Here is a 19,798-nt window from a genome sequence, read left to right on the forward strand (position 1 = left end):
ACAAGTTATTTACCGATATTGATTTGAATATACGTTCTTATTTCCCATTCGTTTCCGTTCGGGAATCCGATTGCGGTAGGATCAGGAACCCAGTTTCCGGCACCGTTTATGGTATAAGTAGGTGCATATCTCGGAGAATACTGATCTAAAGTTCTGTAGGTACCGCGAACTCCGATTCTTGTTCCCGGAAGGATCCACCACTCCGGTTTTCCTATTTCAAGGGAGAGATCTCCCATGAGCTGCATCGGGAAGGTAAGGTTATAATCTCTGTGGTAATCGTAAGGTCCCCAATCGTTCAGTTTGAATGCGGTCACAAATTTTAATTTTTTGTAAATGGTTCTCAGCTCTAATCCGAATCTTTCGATTTTTCTGGTATCGCTTCCATTTGCCTGTGCCGTTCCGCCATAAATATTGGCTATCACTCCGAAATCGGAGCTTACTTTAGAAACAATTCTTGCATTGGCTTCCCAAAGATTGGCTGCCGGTGCAGCTCCCGGAAATGCGAAAGTGGTTCTTCCGTCCGGTAAAATTCCTATTGCAGCATCCTGTGTTGTCGGCAAATGTCTGTACACAAATCCTGTACTGAATGCAAATGGTGCATCTTCTGTTTTATCGCTGTCCCACGCGTACATCCATGTAGCTGGAGTAGGATCATACGTGAAAAGAATTTCTCCTGCGGTCTGCTCGCGGTTTGCTCTTACCACAAAAGGATCCTGCAGTATATTTCTTGGTCTTCCCGGTGCAGGTGCGTCCATTGGAACCGGTCCTTCGATCGGCTTTTGCCAAAGGAAATTAGGCGCAATCTGGAAATTCCCGATGTTGTAGGTAAATCCTGAAAGGACATTATACTGGTTTCCGCTTCCGCTGTCTTTTAGTCTCCATCCTGTAAAGGTCTGTGTGTAATCTGCTCCTCCATTGGCAACCAGCCCCATCATCGCTCCCTGTGCGTACCAGTTGAATTTTCCGCCTGCGTAGGTAAATTTGGCTTTTCCACCCCAATTGTCTTTGCCGCTGATCTGATCCTGATAAATGTTTCCGTCTCTGTATAACTGGAATGTTCTTCCGTTAAGCGGCTGTCCGCCCCAGATTCCGCCCAGATCAATTCCGAAGTTTCCGAATTTTCTCTGAACTGCTAATGTTACTCTTCTGGTTTTAGGCTGCGGAATAGCAAATGAACTCTGCGTATCTCCTCTTTGATCAAGATCTTCATGATAGATTCCTGTAAGATCGAATTTCCCTGCTTTTCTTGAGTATTTTACCAACAATGCAGGATTCGCTCCCCACCAAAGTTCCGGTCCGAAAGCGACTTTCAGCCCATTGATTTCTTTTTTTCCTGTGAATTCAAAACCGAAAGGGGCTTCTCCGTTGTAGATGTCCATATTAGGACCGTAATTGGCTTCAGGATAGAGTCCGAAAAGATCGCCTTCGTATCCCCAATGGTAATGCCCTGTTCTGTAGAATCCGTGGAGATCAAAATATTTCTGATTCCATGTATAACTTGCGTTGTAGACCTGAATTCTGTTAAGATCTCTCATTGTAGTTGTGGTTCCGTCTGCATTCATTACCTGAATTGCTCTTCCCCTGTTTTCGTAAAAGATCTGGTCGATAGGATTTTCTGCCACATTTCCCAGAATATTAAAGTTAACATTGGCTCTCATATTGGCAGTCGGATTTCCTTCTATTCCCACGTAATAGGATTGCATATGATCAAAGCCCTGTCTGTTAGGATAGGATGTATAGGCATCTGTTTTTTCTTTTGGTGTGGTGATAAGACTTCCTCCGGTGTTGAAGGTTGAAAAATCTGCTCTCAGATTGCTGATTCTGATCATATCATTGCTTTCTCCTTTCAGAGCGGCTTTATCGCCTCTTGCTCTCAGATTTGCATCGGTAATATTGATGTCATTAAAATAGTTTTTAACCACGCCGGAAGATTTCATCTGAGTGCTCTCGTAAGGATTGTACTGATGAACCTGCTTCAGGGTGTAATATGCGCTTCTCGGATATAACTGATAGTGTCCTGTAGCATCTGTTTTTCCTTTGGCGCAGATTCCGAACCATTCTTCGTTCATGTTATTTTCGCCTTTACGGAAATCTCTGATGTATCCTCCGTTGCTCCACGATGCATTGGTATTGTGTACCTCCAGATCTTCGGTCTGTTTGTATTTCCACCAACCGTCGCTAAACTGGAATGTGAATCCTCCCAGTGCATTTCCCGCTTTTCCTAATCCGGCTGCATTTTCATAGATTTCCTGCCAGTTTCCGAGCAGATAATAAGACTGTGCATCCTGATCTTCTTTTTGAGAAAGTTCGTTAAAGGAGTCTGCTCCAAATTCGGTGAAGAGAACCGGTTTTCCGTATTCTGTTTTTACTTTCAGGAAGAGATCGCCAAAAGAAACGCCACGGTATACATTGGTTCCGAAAATATCTACATCTTTACATTCCTGGGCAATGATGTCTAAAAACAGGGTGTCTCCGTTACATAAAGCAACCGGATGGTTCTGATCTAAAGATTTTATTTCTAAAGCTGCCTGATTGAAGAGCTGATACATCGGGATTGCTTTTTGCGTAGATTTTCTGTCCTTCATAGGAATATCTTCCGTTTCTGCGCCTTCCCAGAATAAGCCGTAATTGTTTTCGTTTCCTAAAAGGTACAGCAAAAGTCCCGGTGTGTTTTTATACTGTTCTGCCAGTTCTCTTGCTTCTTTCAGTAAAAGTTCTCTGGTTGCAGGGTTTGCGTAATCTGTGTTTACGACCCATGAACCATTTACGGTAAGACCGTATCTTCCGAAAGAATGGTTGAGCATGGTGTAAATTCCATAATTTTCGTAGATGTAAGTAATCCACTTTGCCGGAATTCCTGTGTAGATTCTAACGGTATTTACGCCCATATTTTTCAGAAGTCCCATTTCATCGTCCAAAGCTTTTTTGATGAAATCATCAGACTGTTTCCAAAGGGAATAATTATAATTGGTTCCGACAGGATAGTAATCCCAGTTCATCCCGTTTACAATGAAAGGTTTTCCGTTCACTTCTAATTTTTGTCCGTCCGTGTTATTTGCCACCTCAACTTTCTGGGATTGGGCATGGGAAAGATGAGCGCCGATACAGACTAAAAAAAATAATATTCTTTTCATTATGGTATATAATTTCTATTCAGGTTTATGATTTAAACTGACGCAGCATCTGATGATGAATCGTCTCTGCCTAATTTAAAAATGTTAACAATCAGTTCATAAATAATATGTATATACATTTGATATACACAATTAAATAACTGAATATCAATAATTTAAATAACAAAGTCTAATACATAAAATCATTTTCAGGCAGAACATTCAGGGTATTTCTGAGCAAATGAATTATGAATTATTTAACATTTTACATCTCCTAATGCGACATTTTTTAACATTTAAATAAAAATATTGAAATGAAAAATCAGCTTTAAAATTTCACCCTTTTGAGAATTTAAGAAGGATATACCGTCAAAATGTCCGTAAGAAAATTATATTTTCAGAGTTAAAATCTTCAAAGAATTATTGAAATTGAAATGATGATTTCGGTGAAAATTATTTATAAATGTATCTTTATTTTAAGACAAAAAAACCATCCGAAAATTTCGAATGGTCTGACTGAAATCAATTATTTAAATTTTGCTTTTTCTATGCTGACTCAATAGGGTGAGCCTAAAAACTGAAAGACTATTCTCTAAATTTAACGATCATTTTTTTGGTATACGCTTTATTATCTGAATCTGTAACTTTGAGCAGATAATATCCTTTAATCTGTAAAGGCAGATCTATTCTCACTTCTTCTGAGGCACTGAAATTCTTTTCTAAAATAAGAACTCCGTTCACATCAATAACCTCAGCTTTTATTATTTTTTTTCTTGTGTATTCTGAACCTTTTCTGTGCTCCAGTCTTATAAATGCAACATCGTTTACAGGATTTGGATACAGATGAACGACTGTCATTTCCTGTTCTTGTGCTTTAGACTGAATGGTATTGGTTACCGTATTGGTTTTCAGAAGGTTTTCGTCATCAAATGCAATGAATGCACTGCTTTTAATTTTTGTATCTTCTTCTAATCCTTTTTTAGGAAGAATGGAGAAGGTAACATACCCCTGAGATCGGTCTGAATCTTCTGAAGTAGGCGGTAAAAACACATTTTCCAGCTTAAACGTGATCTTATTGTCTATAATTTCCACAGATACGTTATCATGACTTGCAGACACCATTTTAAAGGTATTGATGTCTAATTCCTGCGGAATGTTATCTATAATGGATACATTCTGAGTAGCAAAATTTCCTACGTTTTCAAATCTGATGGTATAGGTAAGCAACTGATCGGGTAATATATATCCTTCTGTTCCATAGCCTTTCGGAGAAACCAGAATATCATTAGGATCTATCGCTCCATAAACAGGGTATTTTTGCATCAGCAGGTTATCATCTATATTGCAGTCTGCCGATGAGTTTACAATTTCTCCTTTAAAGTCTAATTCATCACCCACTGAAACGGATGCGTCTGTACCGGTCATAAAGCTAATGACTTTATTGTTAAAAGGATTTAAAGATCCCATGCTCCAGGAATATCTTGTATAATTTTTTGAATTTTCAACAAAGCTTTCCTGCTGCGCAATCGGCAAGGACGGACTGATAATATTTACAGAGGAAGGTACTGTAAATTTTAAAATGCTTGAATTGGATATATTACGGGACTGATTGCTTACTACAATTTTAAACTGGTTATTGGTATATCCTTTTCGGATAGCTGTTCCTCCCATATTTATTTTTAAATCTGTATCGTTACAGGTTGACGTTGCAGCGATAAATATTTTTTGGGAAGGCTGATAATTGGTCAGATCGAATACTTTAGAACCTGCACTTAATCCGTTCTCTTCTAAAATTCTCAGCTCAACATCATTCTGAGTGGTATAAAAGCTGAATGTACCTGCATCACTGGAATATACTTTGGCATTGGTAGGCACCACTTTAATAGCCGCTCTTGAAACGGTAGGTTCGCTATCCTGTTTCACCCCGTCGTTATTGGTGTCAAAATAAACGATTCCGGAAACTTTTGTCTGTTGAGGCTCTACGATTTCGAGTATTTGGTTGGCAGAAACATTCGTCAGTTTCTGAATGATTCCACTCGCCCATTTAACGGTGATGGTATTGATGGTTGCCGCGTTTCCTAATCCAAAATGCTGTGTATAGCTGCTTTGTCCTCCAAAACCACTCTGGCTGTTTACTTCTCTCATCTGCGTTCTGCTGCCTGTTTCTACAAATATTTTTGTTCCGATGGCAGAACCATTGCTTTCTGTGGCTTTCAGATTAATTTCCAGCCATTTATTGGTATTTCCGTTATTGATGAAAATGTGGTTTTTCTGATTGGAATGCGTTGCCACGGCAAGATCCAGATCGCCGTCATGATCGTAATCGCTCCATGCGTGTCCGAAAGAAAGTCCGAAATTATAGGTAATCGCTTCGTCTCTGTTTTCAGTAAAATTTCCGTTTCCGTCGTTAAAATAAAGGAATTTTCTGATTCTGTCATTGGTTACAAACAAGTCTAAATCTCCGTCATTATCAATATCTGCAAAGCTGCATCCGTGAGAACTTCCTCCCTGATTAACAATAGAATTGGTTATTTTCTGGAAATTTCCGTTTCCTAAATTTTTATACAGGAAATTGGTTGTTGTGTTGGAATTGGTTACGAATAAATCCAAATCTCCATCATTATCTATATCTCCCCAACAGCTTCCTACGGATTTTCCGCCTTCCTGATTAATGATGTTATTTTTCTTGGAGAAGGTTCCGTTTCCGTCGTTATGGAATAAAGAGTTCTTATTTCCGCTTCCATTAGGGACAAATAAATCCATCAGTCCGTCCTGATCATAATCTGCCCATGTTGGTCCAAGAGAAGAATTGGCTTCCAGCGGAATTGCATCTGCCTGCTCTTTTACAAAACCTCCGCTACCTGTATTTCTGTGCAGCTCATTGTATTTTGTAGGGAAATAATTACACATAAATACATCTGCTTTGTTATCATTATCATAATCTGCAAAGGCACCGCCATGATAATAGGAAACATCCTGAGTAAAAGATTTGGTATTGTCTGCGACCAATGTACCGTTGTCATTTCTGTAAAAACGGTTGGGATTTCTGGTATTATTAAGAACCAATAAATCTTCATCTCCGTCATTATCCACATCTGCCCATGTACTGCTCATAGAAACCCCGTCTTCAGGTAAAACCTGTCCTGCTGTAAAGCCTCCGGCTGTATTATTCATAAAGATTCGGTTAGGAGAAGTAAGTCCCATATCTGTAATGTATATATCATCATATCCATCATTGTTGATATCTACCCAACTGATGGTCCATGAGTTGGAGGTGAATGAATCAAACAACGGATTTTCAAGACGTGAAAATATCAGCTTTGAAGTATTGGTGGTCTGTACAGATACCGAATTCGCAATAGTTGACTGTTGTGTTTCTCCGTTCACTTTTCCTGTTATCACGGTTTCAACGGTGGAATTAAGCGTGGTTCCTACCAGTTCTCCGTTATTGGCACCTACGGTTGCCACCACTTTGGTTTCAATCTGATACGTAGAGTTTGGCTGTAAAGTCGGTAAGTTATTATATTCTACTTTTGTTTTGTCATTAAGTTCCGTAACAACACCCTGTGTTTGGGATTGATTGGGATTAATAATTTTCGATTCTACTACTTTAAGTCCTTCCTGTACAATAACTTCTACCGAAGGATTTGTTACTTCCCCGCCCGTTTTAACCTGAGAAACTACGGTTGCCTGTTCGGTCGGGATGAGCGCATCGTCGCTTACGTTGCTTGTCTGGGTGAAAGAATGTCCTAAAGAACTTCCGGTATAACACATCCAGTTATCGTTGAAATTACTGTTCATCACCGCAATATCATTATTGCTTTCCACGATCAGATAAGGTCTTTCCGATCCGGAAGCTGTTCCTGTTCCGTTGTAAAATGCTTTCCATTCATTTAGACTTATGGAGCAGTCTGCGTATTTCTCGGGAGTAATGGTAAATGTTTTATTAAATTTTGTCCCATTGGTTAAAGCATCTTTTACGGTAACGGTAGCTCCTGTTTTTGAAAATAAATACAGGTGAGAAAAGGAACCGTTATACTTTGATCCTGTTAAGGGGTTGGTTACATTGGTTTCATTTCCCGGAGGAGCAATATAGGTGAGGAACTTTTTTCCTGCCGTTGTTCCGCTTTCGGAAGAAACCATTGTTGCCATATCGGAGGTTCCCGGAGAGCCAGTTTCAAACCAGTTTCCTTCAAAAACAGAAACTTTTTTTCCTGCGGTGCAGGTAACTCTGAAAACGGTAGGATAAGAAACGTTTCCATTGGTTTTTCCCACCCAGTCTCCCGCGGCTAACCGATTGAGAGAGAAGGTTTGTACAGGTACCCAGTTTCCATTTACAAAACGATCCAGTTTCACGGTATTGGCATTGTCCCAGCTCACAATTCTTATTTCCTGTTCACCACCCGACTGATAAGGAACCGCGAAATACATCAGTTCTCCGGAAGAGCTTCCATTGGAGGTAGGAACATATCCTCCTCCGTCCCGCTCATTTCCGAATAAGGCTCCGTACTGCATCGTTACAGGCTTATTGGCAACCAGCATATAGGTTTCTCCAGAAATCATGGCATCCCTTCCTTCCGGAAAGCTGTAAATTAAATCCTGCCCCACGTTCAGTGTTTTGGAAAAAACTTTTACGGGATTTTCAGCATTAACATCTGTAAAACCTGTATTTGTTTTTGCCTGAGTAGAGATTTTGTAAAAGTCTATTACGGTATTATTCTGATAAGCAAATACATTGATGTCTCTGTTTGAAGAGGTAATCATGGGAGCATACACAATGAATTTCTGTCCGATAGAGCTTTTATCCACACTCGGAACCCAGTCGTGCTGCCAATCGCTGTTTGTACTTTGGGAAGCATACACCAGTTTATTGGATTTTACAATAAAATAGTCTCCGTCCCATTTTAAAACACCACCGGAAGCATAACGGGCATCATCATTAATCCCATTGTCTTTAATATACAGGACGTAGCTCTGCCCAGCTTTTAACACTCCGGTTTTAGAATCATCCGTATCTCCGTCCGCGCCGTCATCGATGATATTAAATTCCGTATCATCGTAGATGGCTGTTACTACTAAACAGACGTTTCTTTGTACGGCATCGTTATTTGGTGGAACATAAATTTGAAAGTACGTTGAGGGCTCTCCTGTTGCGTAGAGATTATTTACCCCTAAAAAAAGAATAAATAAAAAGAATAAATTTTTCATACTTGCTGCTATTTTAGGTAGTAGACCGCATTCAACAAATATGCTTATTTTAAAATGTATTGATTTTCAAAAGCTTACACTTTTTTCTTTGAAAAAAAATTCCAAAAAAAAGATTTTGTTTCATTTTTTGGAATTTTAAAGAGTTTATTGGCTCAATGCAAATAGTATGCAACGATACCCTTCTGAAAATCAGAATAAAAAAAATCAATTATAGCCAATCCAAGACTCAAAACTGTCTGAGCTTCTGTGAAAAATTTTACAGCCATCGCAAGATCTACTTTTAGCAAATAGATGAAACATCAGGAAAAATTAAAGAGAAGATGCTTTCATCCTCTCTTTATTAAAATCTAAAAATCAAACACTTAAACCTCTTTCACTTTCCAGATCATAGAATGGATAAGTTTTCAGAATTTTTAAAACAAAATCCTCATCTCCTTGTTATTGCAGGAAACTTTCTACTCTTTCATACATCCAGTAACAGGCCATTACAATCACAAAAACTGAAACAGCAGACCTGTAAAGATCGATATTTTTAAACCTGTTGGAAACATAGAGGATAATGGGAAAACTTATCAGTACAATCAGGATCTGCACCAGTTCTATTCCTATATTGAAGCCTAAAACACTCCATATAAACTGACTGATATCCAGATTAAAGAACGTAATGGTATTGGCAAAAGCAAGTCCGTGCACAAATCCGAAAAGCAGTGCAATAAGAACTTCTTTCCCGAAAAAGATGGGTTTGGAGATGTTGATTCCGGACAGTAAAATGGTAATCGAAATCCCGATCTCTATATTATTAGGGTTGATGTTTATTAATTGTATGGCTCCCAAAATAAGCATCAGCGAATGTCCTACGGTAAAAGCGGTTACGATCTTTACCAATCTTTTTACCGCAGATTTTTTATTGTGCAGAAGTTTCCATTTTCTGTCTTCTACAAAAAACGGAGCAACCAGAAGCAGGGAAATTAAAAACAAAATATGGTCTTTCCCTTCTAAAATATGCTTGAAACCCATTTCAACCATACTTTTGAAGCCTGTAAAAAAGCTTCCTTCCTCTAATGATATATTTAAAGGCTGAATATTTCCGTCCAGATCGCGTGCTGCAACCCCCAGAATCTGATTAGAATTCTGTACTCCTTTTTCCCAGTCGGAAGCCAATCCTATAATCGATTTGTGATTATAGATCTGGTGTACAAAGGCATCGTAATGAAGGGTGAAATTACGGGTATCTTCTTTTTTTTGTGGTTTTGCCGTAATCCTGAAATCTATTTTATCATACAGCCCGACCACAGAATCCTGTGTTCTGGAGATCTTATAATCAACAAGTTCTATATTCCAGAATCTGTTCTCAGAGGAAATTTTGATATGATTCTTAAAATACTCCTGAATTTTTTTTTTCTGATCCGGTGTTATTTTACCGTTAAAAACGATTTCAAAATCACGAAGCGGCGCAGTAATATCAATCGCTGCACCGCTCGGATACATATGAAACATGACCTTCGTATCCGGCAGCGGATGCGCCGATGCAAAGACTGAAAAAAAGACAAATAAAAGAAACAGTTTCTTCAACCCTTTATTTTTTGATGAGTTTTTGTCCGCTTGTTTTTGTACCATTGTGTTGTATATTGAAGGTATAAACTCCTTTTTCAAGACTGCTTAAGTCGGCAGAGACAGAATTTTGTCCTTTCGGCAGATTGTTCTTTTCTATGCTCTTCACTAATCTTGCGCTTTGGTCATAGATGTTGATTTTTGTATTTCCTTTTTCAGAAGCTGTAAAGTTAAAAATAGCAAAATCCTTTACCGGATTAGGATAAATCATAGGTTTAGAAATGGAAGTATTGGTTTCATCCGTAGATAAGGTATTTCCTGTTCCTCCGTAATCTGTAGTGTGATCTCTCCAAATGCTGTGAGGATGTTTCGGAGTAAGGATGATTCCGTTCTGTACAGAATATTCTATCCATACCGATGGTCCGTCTATTCTTACATAACCGTTCTGGTTGGTCAGTGTGGCATCGGTAGACCATGCAATGTATGTATTATCCAGTTCATTATTATATTTTGTCATAATGGTTGCAGCATTCGTATCGTCCACATCATTTACGTAAGTTGCAATTGCATTGTAAACGAGCTGTTTCTGAGCTGTTGTTAAATTGCTTACTTTCAGTCCGGATTTTGTGGTTGGGAACAGCCAGTCTTTTCCGGGACCGCAGACCAAATCGGTATACGTTGTGGAAAGCTGTGCCGTAGTAAGCTGTGCGGAAGATAATCCGGACAACATATTCACAAGAGCCGTTTTTTCTTCAATCATTGGTTGGTAGGTTGCCGAATTATAAGTAAAAGAGGCAAAAGGTTCTGCTGCAACGAAAGAAGGAGTTGCCCCCACAAGAATTCCGTTGATATAGGTGTTGGAAACCGTTCTGTGATGTCCTGTCATCTGGATTTCAAAGGTTCCTGATAAAGATGGAGTTCCGAAAAACCCAATATAAAAATTACCTTCTCCGTAAGTGGTTCCGCCTCCGTTGTTTGAAAGATAATTGTCTGCCATCCAAAGTCCGTAGATCTCGTTATAGCCTTCGTTTCCCGTTCCGGATAAAGCCTGAATGAGATTTCTGGCAGCAGTTAACTGAGCCGTTGTAAGAGTTCCCATTTTCAGCCCGATTCTTGGGGACATGGCAGCAGGAAGATTAGACCATGTTTTTGCGTTGGCATACGTATAAGCCAGCTCCAGCGTTGCAATCTGTGAACTGGAAAGGGTGGCTTTGAAGGCATTTGCCAGATCAATAATCTGTTGTGTGGTTACCACTGTTTTCGCAGCTTTATTTTTCTTGGCAATATTCGTCATAAACGCTGCTTTTGGGGTTTCCGTATCTTTTTTAAAAAAGCTGAAAAATGAAAGTGCCGCAACAGAAGTGGCTACGGTGATGCTGAATAGTGTTTTCATTGTATAAGTGTTTAAATTATAGGTTGAGTTTGTTTAAACTTTTTTTTATTAAAAATATTTTTCTTGAAGAGCGCAAAGATTTATATGTTAATAAGCTTAAAAAAGTTTGTTTTTAAAAATTGTATTTTAAAATTAATCGTGCATTAAAGGGCGTTCCTGCGGTGTAATGTATCTCTTCCACGCTTTCGGTTTCGTTTTGAAGACGGCTTTCGGTGAGGAATTGGGTTTCTTTCCATTTGGTATTGAAAATGTTATCGATATTAATTCCCACAGAAACTTTTCTGAACTGATAGTTCACAGAAAAATCGGTGATAAAATACCCTTTTGCTATTACAGAGTTATCCTCATTTGCAGGTCGGTCTCCCAAATATCTTGCATTGATGCCTGCCGAAAAATTCTTAAGGTTTTTCACGGATAATCCACTGACAAAGGTAGTTTTGGGAGCAAGCGGAATGTAATCGTTCCCTTTGGCTTCTTGTATGGCTCTTGCGTGGGTGTAGGTAAAATCGGTATTCCAGAAAAGCCAGTTGTTCAGCTGATAACGCAATCCGACATCAACACCTTTTCTTGCTGTTTTTCCTGAGGGTTCCACCACCGCTTCATCGCCTACATAAACAAACTCCTGTTCGAGAAAAAGATACCACAGTGAGGCGTTTATTAATACGTTGGGAAGAGGTTTCCACGAAAATCCCAAATCGGCATTGTAAGAAGCCGGCAGAATACTTTTCCCTTTTTCGGCAATTACCACTCTTGCATCATTGCTGTGAAAGCCTTTTCCTAACTTCAGAAAAGCATTAAAACCTGTATTAAAAAAGTATAAAAAATTAAGTTTCGGACTAAGAACAGCTTTTGCTTCAGACTGATTCTGATAGTTTTCTGCCAATTGATCCACAACATTAAATTTGAAATAATCTACCCTCAATCCTGCATTAATCAGCCACTTTCCGAAAGAGAAATCCCAACTGCCGTACCCGAATAGATTAGTCTGATTAATATCTCCCAAACTCAGATATTGCAAAACGGTTTGTCTGTTCTTGGTATGAGAAAGTTCTATATCCTTATTATTATCATTTCGTAAACCGCCTCCTGTTTTAAAACTGATATTGTCATTTATTTTCCCGTTGTATTCCGATTGAAATCCCACAATCGTTCTGTTGTCTTTCTGTCTGATCTGATCTCCATTGATGGGGTCATTCAGGAAAAAGGTAAAATTGGAGTACAATTTAAAATCATATTTGTTGAAATACACCTGATTTCTGATAAAAGAATCGTCATTCATTTTTCTTTCGTACTGAAGATTGAAATTGCTTCGGCTTGTTGTGCCTCCTTCCGTATTGTCTATTGCTCCAAAATGCGAAATAAGTCCGCTGTTTACAGCTCTTTCCGGTATCTGTCCGCTTGCATCCCATTTGCTGTTAAAGTGCGAAACAGAGACAGACAGTCTGTCTTTATCGCTGAGTCTTGAAGTATATTTTCCAAAAAGGTTGATGCGGTTGAAGTTTTGAGGGGCATCAAAATAATTATCCGTCATTAAAAACTCACCTGCAAAATAGGCAGACTGGTTGTTTTTGTTGAGTAGATTAAAAATCCCGTTGGTTCTGAAGGTATTAAATTGTCCGATTTCCAATCCTAAACTGCTTTTGTCGAAGAAATCTCTGGTTTTAAAAGCTACAAATCCGGCAGTGGCAAAATCGCCTTTATCCGCAAAATAAGATCCTTTATCAAAATCGATGCTTTCTACGGTTTCCGGAATCACGAAATGCAGATCGGCATATCCCTGTCCGTGAGCGTGAGACACCATATTTACAGGCATTCCGTCCACAGAAATGGCAACATCGGTTCCGTGATCGGCATCAAAACCGCGCAGAAAAATCTGCTCAGCCTTTCCTCCTCCTGCGTGCTGCCCGATAAATAAGCCCGGAACTTTTCTCAGCAGATCCTGAGATGAAGCAACAGGCTGCACCTGCAAATCGATTTTCGAAATGGTATTTAAATTTTTTAAATTTTTCGTAATGGTGATTTCTTTAATCTGAAATGATTTCTTTTCTAAGATAATATTCAGGTTTTCCAGATTTTTCAGAACGATCTTTTGGGTCTCAAAATCCTGATGAACAAATTCCAGACTATCCTGCAGATTTACATTTTCCAACGAAAAATTCCCTGAAATATCGGTATGCGTATGATACAGAGATTTAGAAATATTTTTTACCAAAACATTTTCTACCAGATGACCGTTTTCATCAGAAACAATACCTCTCACAATATTCTGAGAAAATATAAAAACCGGAAAAAGAAGCAATAAAAGAAATTTCATTTTTAAGGATGCTTTTTTGAGAAATTCTAAACCTTACAGGCTGTAAAAACCTGTAAGGTTTGAGTAAGAATCTTTTTATGAATTAGTCGTTGCATAATCGTTCACTCTGTCTCTCCAGATGGAGTGATAATGCACTCCGCTGAGAACAATCCCGCCCTGTACGGAAAATTCGATCCACACTTTTGGACCTGCAATTCTGAAGTAATCATTTTTTACCGTCATCGAAGTATTTCCGCTGTAATAAATGTAGGTATTGTCTAATTCTGAAGTGTAGGTTGCCAGAATAGAAGCTGCATTAGTATCGGAAACATCGTTTACATACGTTTTAATCACATTCAGTACCAGTGCTTTTTGAGTCGCATCCAAAGCAGAACACTGCAGCCCTGAAAAAGCAGTCGGGAAACTCCAGTTGGCATTAGGTCCGCAAACGAGATCCGTAAACGTTGTACTGGCTTTTGCAGTGGCAAGCTGCGTGGAAGAAAGTGCGCCAAGTAAAGCAACAATAGCATTTTTCTCCTGATCCATCGGGGCATACGTTGTAGAGTTAACCGCAAAAGACAACGGCTCTGTAGCGGTGAATAAAGGGGTTGCAGCCACCAAAGCACCATTGTTATAGGTATTGGCAATGGTTTTATGATGCCCTGTAAACATAATTTCGAATTTACCTGTTGCAGAAGGAGTTCCGAAGAAAGCCAGATAGAAGTTCCCTGAGCCATAGGTGCTTCCGCCGCCATTGGCATTGAGATAGTTATCGGCATACAGCAATTGCTGAATTTCATCATAGCCTTCATTAGCAGCGGTTCCGCTCATTTCTTTAATGATGGCTTTGGCGATACCTACCTGTGTTGCATTAAGATTTCCCAAAGGAATTCCTTTTCTTGCAGACATCGCGGCAGGAAGATTAGACCATGTTTTGATGTTGGCATATGTATAATCCAACTGAAGGGCGGCAAGCTGTGAGGAAGTAAGCGTAGCTTTTAACTGTTCGGTAAGGCAGACGATTTTGGAAACGCCTGTTACGGAACCACAAGCCGTAACATCTGTAGCGGCTACGGATGCTGCTCCGGTTGTCCCCACTGCATTATCGGATGCGCCTCCTCCTGTAGTGCTCGTAGAATTACCAGAATCTGCAGAATCGCTGTCACCCGAACACGAAACGATAACCGTACCCAGCGCAATACCCAGAATACTTACCATCGAAAGGATCTTTTTCATAATATGTTATTTTAAAATTCATTACAAAAAAAATCAATAATCCGATGGGTTTCAGGAAAGTGTGGTCAATGGTAAAATAGTTGTGGTGAAAATGTATGCATTGAATTACAGCTTTTTAAGAAAATCTTCTTCATAGGTATTGCCTACGGGAAGCGCAATATCTTTTATATAGACTGTTTTGTTTCTGAAGGAAGTAATTTTCGATAAAGAAACAATACTGGAACGGTGGATTCTGCAAAAACTGTTCTCAGGAAGTTTTTCCAGCAGTTCTTTTATGGTTATTCTTACCAAAAGTGATTTTTGGTTTTCAAAGTAAAATTTCACATAGTTATCCTGTCCTTCAATATAAAGAATCTCACTGAAAACAACTTTTACCAATCCGTAATCTACCCGAAAATAGATAAAACCTTCATCGTGGGCAGAGAGTAATCTTTTTTGCTCCGCCACTCTGTCGATTGCCATTTTAAAACGCTGAAAGCTAAACGGTTTCAGCAGATAATCGAAGGCGCCGATTTCGTAGCTTTCTACGGCATATTCTTTATAAGCCGTTGTGAAGATCACCAAGGTTTCCTGAGGAAGTGTTTTATAAAAATCGATTCCTGAAGTTGCGGGCATATTAATGTCCAGAAAAAGTAAATCGACAGGGTTGTTTTCCAGAAAATATCTTGCCTCGCTGGTTTTGAGGAAGGTCTTTTTTAAATCAACAGTCTCAATATTCGCGCAAAATGCTTCTATGATCTCTAAGGATGGCAATTCATCGTCCAGTGCAATTGCTGTAATCATATCAAATTAATTTTCAGGTTTACAACAAATGCTTTTGGATCTTCTTTTATTTCCAGCGTGTGTTTCTGAGGATAATAAAGCATCAGTCTTTCTTTTGTATTCTTAATTCCGATATTGCTGGACTCTATATTTTTAGTGGTTACGATTCTGTTGAAAACCGTAAAATTCAATTCATTTTCCTTTATAGAGATTCCAATTTTTATTTCAGAATTTTCATCCGGATTTACGCCATATTTGAAGGCATTTTCCACAAAAGTGAACAAGATGAGGGGAGCAATTTTTTTATTATAAAAATTCCCTTCTTTTTCAAATTCGATTATAACGGAATTTCTTAATCTTGATTTCTGTAGTTCGATATAATTGCTGATGTATTGGATTTCTTTTTCCAGCAATACTTCATTTTGATAGGAATCCTGTAATAAATACCGCATAAAATCTGAAAAAACCAAGACCGTATCTGCCGTTTTATCATCTTTTTTTATGGCGGAAGCATAGATGCTGTTGAGCGTATTAAACAAAAAATGGGGATGAATCTGTAACTTGAGATGAGAAAGTTCTGCCTGCAATTTTTCGTTTTTTATTTTTTGATTCTGCATTTTCTCGAACCAGAATGTGGAAAAAAACACGGTTCCTCCAAACAGGAATACCAAATGATCCACATCTGAAAAAAACATCTGGATTTTATGAAAAATTGTCTGATCATGGGATCTCGGATGGAAAGGCAGCTCCGGAAAATCCGGAGGAAGGTGGGAGCCGAAAAGCATCCAGGGCAGAAGCAGAACAACCAACAGTCCGCCAAAAACGGAAAACCCGTATTGCAGATACTTCTTCTGAAATAAAAGTCGCGGGATGAGGTAAGTATAATTGATGTAAAAAAAGATGAGGATAAGCAAATTGCCCAATATATTTTCTGATAATTCCTTAAAATAATGCGGCTCTGAGCTCTCCATTGGAAACGCAGGAAATACAACGGGCTGTAACAGAAAAATCAGTACCCCTATAAAAATAAATACTTTTCTTTTGCTCATACTTATTCTGCAAAATTATTGTTTTTGTAATTGCAAAAAGAAAAATGTTGTGAAGAGGGATATTTTTGGGGTGAATGTTTATTCAATAGGATTTCAAAAAGTGGCTTCGGCTCCGCTCAGCCACCTTCGTTTTACGTTCAGCCATCTGTTTATATGCTCTATCACCTTAGTTTTACGTTCAGTCATCTGGTTATATGCTCAGTCACCTTAGTTTTATATTCAGCCATCTGTTTATTCTCCTTTTCAAAATATTCTTAACTTTTAGTACTAAAAAAATCAAAATACAACAGGTGGCTTCGGCTCCGCTCAGCCATCTTTTGTGTTTCAGAAATAATCTTAGTTAATTATCAAATTCCAAGCTATGTTGTCTCCGGCTTCTCATAATGTCCTAGCCACGGCAGTTCGCGCCTGCAACCACCCCTACTTTTCCTGAAAATCCTCCGAGGATTTCTTTTGTTATTCGTGCCATTTTGTGCATTTTTATTGGTTAACAGAACGAAGGTATTACAGAATTTTCCCATTTCAGGCATCTGTGAAAAAGATGACCGGTTTTGACTGCTTTTGACCGGTTTGAAAACCCATTTCTTCGGATCATGTTCGGGTCTTCTTCGGATCGGCTTCGGAAAAATGGGATTTTTTCCGAAGAAAGACCGAACAACAGTCGAAGGATTTCGGGAGAATTCTGAGTGGTTTTTGATTGGGGAATGATAATTTAGGTTAAAAAACATGACCGTTTTTGTAATCAAAAAACTAAATCTTGAAATAAAAAAGAGTCCGTCTCACAACTATTGAAAACGGACTTTTTTTATGTTTTTTCTCGACCTTATGATGGAGAATGGTTTTCGTACAGTGAATCTCAAACCATATCATAGAGTTATGATACAAACTCTTTTTATGTGGTTTCACCCGGGTTCGAATCAGAGACACTGAGATTATTAATTTCCACCTCTAACTAACTGATCTAAAAACACTTATGGAACACTATTAATATCACTCATTTATAAAGAAACAGAATAATCTCAATGATATCATGATTTTATATTCCGGTTACTCTTTCAATTACCATTAATTAATAAAAATCTTCCTCCATTTGGCAATTGTATTACGGCTTAGATTAAAATGTTTTGCAAGAGCAACATTGTTGTAATGATTCTTCTTCTGATAATCTAAAATTTTCAGTATGGTCTCTTTATCATAAGATTTATGTTTCTGATTGAGTCTGTTTATGTTGTCATCACCCTTACCAAATATAATTTTATTAATTCTTATTACATCTAATACCGTTAAGTGATTCTGTAAAAGCGGTAAAATCTCTTCTTTTCTTTTTATAAATTTTTTCTCTACAATGTCTCTGAAAATTTTGTTATAATCAGGCTGTTCAAATTTTCCCATTTACAATATAGTTAAGATTATATTAATTATTTATATTCTAAATTAATGCAGTTTTTGGTTATTTACTTTCATTATACATTTCTGTCTGAATATTACATCTGAGAATACTTATTAATCCACTTATAAAGCGTATTTTTAGGAATTCTATATTCGTCAATTATTTCTTTTTTATCCTTCTCTCCTTTTTCAATTAATTCCAGAATAAATTCTATTATTTCTTTCGTATAGATATTCTTACGAAATTGAGGAAGAGTTGAATTTTTACTATTTTTTGAAACACTACTTTGTGGAGGGGAATAAAGAATCAAATGTTGAGTATATATTCTGAAAAAATCAAACTTTAATAATTTACTCCATTTGAGAAGCAAATCGGTTTCCAGATTTTCGGAAGCATACATCATTTGTATTTTTTCCTCATCACAATCAAAAAAATTACAAATTCTGTCTAGCGTTATATCTTCATGCTCCAAAACTTTACTTTTTATGAGATGTCCTATGTGTATATTTTTAAAATTAAATTTCATTTTTTAATCATTGTTTTTTGATAAAAAGCTTTCGTTTCTATTCTCACTTTTATTTTACCATCAAATGTTGTGATCGACACTATTCCCTTTCGAAATAACAACATTCTCATTCAAAATAAATTGTATTGATCTATCTCAGTAACAATAACTGATATACTTCATTGTAATTTTTGATCCTACAGTTTATTCTTTTTAAAATGAATTTCAAACTTTTGAACGCCAATACTGATTTCCTATATCTGAATATAGCATTTAATAAATTCTATTTAAAAACAGTATGGATATCTATGTGTAAAATCCATCATTCTCTTTTCATATCATACCTTTCAAGCTGTATCATAAGAATAAAAAAACTTAAAACTTCCAGTATCTAATAATGATTTTAAGATCAACAACCAGATCCTTCTGAAAATACAGATACAATATTGCCTGTTTGCCCCACCAGGTTGTATACAGTTCATAGCTCCAATGATCCGCCGGAAAAAAATTAAATTCCTGTCCCAGAATGGAAATGACTTCCTGTTTGGTTTTTCCTATGAGATATTTATATTTTTCAGACATATGGAGGTTGCAATGTTGGAAATGAACAGCTTAAAAAGTAAAAATTTTAAACCGTTCATTTTTCTATATTAAGGTTTCCAGAATGTCCACTTCTGTCCATTAAACACCACCAAACGGTGCTTGTCTGCAGTCGCTCCTTTCAGAAAAACCATCATTCCGGGCGACGGATTCTTGATGTTGGTATAATTGGTAACTATAGGAAGAACCATGGCTTTGTTTCCTGAATCCAAAACCAGAACACCGTCCGTTGTTGTGGCAGAATTTCCGATCACTGCTTTTGCTCCGGCTTTGTCTGCCAGTGGAGCCGCCTGAGGATTTTTCACTACCGTTTCTAACGCTGTGCTGTAGCCTGATTGTACACTGAGATCTGTCCAGCCCGTATTCTCATTTTTTACTTTAACTTTATATTCCGATGATGCAGACACATCAAAAATAAAAGTACCGCCTTTAGCATTATTGGCTCCTGCAGGAACCGTTTCTACATAAGGGAGAACAATTCCTTTGTTATTCGTATCCCCGAATTCCAGTAAAACGGAAGCACTGCTTAAATCGTAATTGGTAGGATTAATTGTTTTCTCCCCGATTCTTACCTGAGAAAATGATAAAACCGAGGTGTATATTCCAATAAGTATGATTATTTTTTTCATTGTTTTATATTTATATTTAATAACACAATGGGCATGGTCAATAAACACCATTACCCAATGGTATTAAAA

At 37.8% G+C, this 19,798-nt stretch carries 12 protein-coding genes; all 12 read right to left on the reverse strand.

Annotated features, from left to right (window positions below; all coding sequences use genetic code 11):
- Positions 1-5: 5 nt before the first annotated feature.
- Positions 6-3,134 carry a glycoside hydrolase family 2 TIM barrel-domain containing protein gene (locus BW951_RS11640; RefSeq protein ID WP_076392935.1) on the reverse strand — a complete coding sequence of 1,043 codons (3,129 nt, stop codon included), beginning with the start codon at positions 3,132-3,134 and terminating at the stop codon, positions 6-8.
- A 564-nt stretch (positions 3,135-3,698) separates the two neighbouring features.
- Positions 3,699-8,321 carry an FG-GAP-like repeat-containing protein gene (locus BW951_RS11645; protein ID WP_076392937.1) on the reverse strand — a complete coding sequence of 1,541 codons (4,623 nt, stop codon included), beginning with the start codon at positions 8,319-8,321 and terminating at the stop codon, positions 3,699-3,701.
- Between the two features lie 438 nt (positions 8,322-8,759).
- Positions 8,760-9,893, reverse strand: a complete 1,134-nt coding sequence (locus tag BW951_RS11650) for a HupE/UreJ family protein (protein ID WP_175608812.1) — start codon at positions 9,891-9,893, stop codon at positions 8,760-8,762.
- A gap of 4 nt (positions 9,894-9,897) precedes the next feature.
- On the reverse strand, positions 9,898-11,265 hold the full coding sequence (locus BW951_RS11655; protein WP_076392941.1) for a DUF3500 domain-containing protein: 1,368 nt from the start codon (positions 11,263-11,265) through the stop codon (positions 9,898-9,900).
- Positions 11,266-11,377: 112 nt separating this feature from the next.
- On the reverse strand, positions 11,378-13,579 hold the full coding sequence (locus BW951_RS11660) for a TonB-dependent receptor (protein ID WP_076392943.1): 2,202 nt from the start codon (positions 13,577-13,579) through the stop codon (positions 11,378-11,380).
- Between the two features lie 75 nt (positions 13,580-13,654).
- The gene (locus tag BW951_RS11665; RefSeq protein WP_076392945.1) at positions 13,655-14,794 is read right to left on the reverse strand and encodes a DUF3500 domain-containing protein; all 1,140 of its coding nucleotides are present in this window, start codon (positions 14,792-14,794) and stop codon (positions 13,655-13,657) included.
- A 105-nt stretch (positions 14,795-14,899) separates the two neighbouring features.
- Positions 14,900-15,577, reverse strand: a complete 678-nt coding sequence (locus BW951_RS11670) for a LytR/AlgR family response regulator transcription factor (RefSeq protein WP_076392947.1) — start codon at positions 15,575-15,577, stop codon at positions 14,900-14,902.
- On the reverse strand, positions 15,574-16,605 hold the full coding sequence (locus tag BW951_RS11675) for a sensor histidine kinase (protein WP_076392949.1): 1,032 nt from the start codon (positions 16,603-16,605) through the stop codon (positions 15,574-15,576). The genes BW951_RS11670 and BW951_RS11675 overlap by 4 nt, the downstream gene beginning before the upstream one ends.
- A gap of 1,065 nt (positions 16,606-17,670) precedes the next feature.
- Positions 17,671-17,997, reverse strand: a complete 327-nt coding sequence (locus BW951_RS11685; RefSeq protein WP_076392953.1) for a transposase — start codon at positions 17,995-17,997, stop codon at positions 17,671-17,673.
- A gap of 92 nt (positions 17,998-18,089) precedes the next feature.
- Entirely contained in the window at positions 18,090-18,521 is a 432-nt protein-coding gene (locus BW951_RS11690; RefSeq protein ID WP_076392955.1) for a transposase, read from the reverse strand.
- 354 nt (positions 18,522-18,875) lie between these two features.
- Positions 18,876-19,082 carry a hypothetical protein gene (locus BW951_RS11695; protein ID WP_076392957.1) on the reverse strand — a complete coding sequence of 69 codons (207 nt, stop codon included), beginning with the start codon at positions 19,080-19,082 and terminating at the stop codon, positions 18,876-18,878.
- A gap of 68 nt (positions 19,083-19,150) precedes the next feature.
- The gene (locus tag BW951_RS11700) at positions 19,151-19,729 is read right to left on the reverse strand and encodes a hypothetical protein (protein WP_076392959.1); all 579 of its coding nucleotides are present in this window, start codon (positions 19,727-19,729) and stop codon (positions 19,151-19,153) included.
- Between the last annotated feature and the right edge of the window lie 69 nt (positions 19,730-19,798).

This window comes from Chryseobacterium gambrini (assembly GCF_900156825.1).
Classification (GTDB): Bacteria; Bacteroidota; Bacteroidia; order Flavobacteriales; family Weeksellaceae; genus Chryseobacterium; species Chryseobacterium gambrini.

Bases quoted from the DNA above. Each gene is read 5' to 3' on its own strand.
- BW951_RS11640 (WP_076392935.1), bottom strand. From the start codon at position 3,134: ATGAAAAGAATATTATTTTTTTTAGTCTGTATCGGCGCTCATCTTTCC.
- BW951_RS11645 (WP_076392937.1), bottom strand. From the start codon at position 8,321: ATGAAAAATTTATTCTTTTTATTTATTCTTTTTTTAGGGGTAAATAAT.
- BW951_RS11655 (WP_076392941.1), bottom strand. From the start codon at position 11,265: ATGAAAACACTATTCAGCATCACCGTAGCCACTTCTGTTGCGGCACTT.
- BW951_RS11660 (WP_076392943.1), bottom strand. From the start codon at position 13,579: ATGAAATTTCTTTTATTGCTTCTTTTTCCGGTTTTTATATTTTCTCAG.
- BW951_RS11665 (WP_076392945.1), bottom strand. From the start codon at position 14,794: ATGAAAAAGATCCTTTCGATGGTAAGTATTCTGGGTATTGCGCTGGGT.
- BW951_RS11670 (WP_076392947.1), bottom strand. From the start codon at position 15,577: ATGATTACAGCAATTGCACTGGACGATGAATTGCCATCCTTAGAGATC.
- BW951_RS11675 (WP_076392949.1), bottom strand. From the start codon at position 16,605: ATGAGCAAAAGAAAAGTATTTATTTTTATAGGGGTACTGATTTTTCTG.
- BW951_RS11685 (WP_076392953.1), bottom strand. From the start codon at position 17,997: ATGGGAAAATTTGAACAGCCTGATTATAACAAAATTTTCAGAGACATT.
- BW951_RS11690 (WP_076392955.1), bottom strand. From the start codon at position 18,521: ATGAAATTTAATTTTAAAAATATACACATAGGACATCTCATAAAAAGT.
- BW951_RS11695 (WP_076392957.1), bottom strand. From the start codon at position 19,082: ATGTCTGAAAAATATAAATATCTCATAGGAAAAACCAAACAGGAAGTC.
- BW951_RS11700 (WP_076392959.1), bottom strand. From the start codon at position 19,729: ATGAAAAAAATAATCATACTTATTGGAATATACACCTCGGTTTTATCA.